The 655-nt window shown below is 67.2% G+C and carries 1 protein-coding gene and 1 pseudogene; both read left to right on the forward strand.

Annotated features, from left to right (window positions below):
* Window positions 1-206 (forward strand): annotated as a pseudogene (locus B4E36_RS12920) (cytochrome C biogenesis protein); the annotation flags it as partial.
* A gap of 3 nt (window positions 207-209) precedes the next feature.
* Window positions 210-655, forward strand: a 446-nt coding sequence (ccmB, locus tag B4E36_RS12925) for a heme exporter protein CcmB (protein ID WP_345900437.1), incomplete at its 3' end; no start/stop codon positions are given.

The raw sequence follows: 655 nt of genomic DNA on the forward strand, positions 1-655 counted from the left end.
CGGTATGGCTGCTCGACGAGCCGACCGCGGCGCTCGACAGCGCGGCGAAGGCGCTGTTTTCTGGCCTCATGAACGCGCATCTTGCCGCGGGCGGGATCGTGATCGCGGCCACGCATGAGCCGCTCGATCTCGCAAATGCGCGGGAAATGCGCTTTTCCGGCCCGGTGCGGCTTGCCGCCGACCCGTTCATGGATGCGGAGGCTTAAGCGATGTGGGCGCTTTATCGCCGCGATGTGCTTCTGTCTGTCCGCGCCGGCGGCGGCGCGCTGGTGGGCCTGCTGTTTTTCCTGTCGGTGGTCGCGGTCGTGCCCTTCGGAGTCGGTCCCGATCTGGTGCTGCTTGCGCGGATCGGCCCGGCCATGGTGTGGATCGCGGTGCTGCTGTCGACGCTGATCGGGCTCGACCGGATGTTCCGCGCCGAGCGCGATGACGGTTCGCTCGACATTCTGAAGATGCGCGACGAGCCGCTGGTGCTGATTGTGCTGGTCAAATGCCTGGCGCACTGGACCGGCTATGTTCTGCCGCTTGTCATCCTGTCGCCGGCCATGGGACTGTTGATGAATATCGGCCCGGCCGGGCTCGGCGCGGCCTTCGTCACGCTTCTCGTCGGCTCCCCGGCGATCACCTTTATCGGCGCGGCGGGGGCGGCCATCGC

Source organism: Martelella sp. UBA3392 (assembly GCF_002358775.1).
Taxonomy (GTDB): domain Bacteria; phylum Pseudomonadota; class Alphaproteobacteria; order Rhizobiales; family Rhizobiaceae; genus Martelella; species Martelella mediterranea.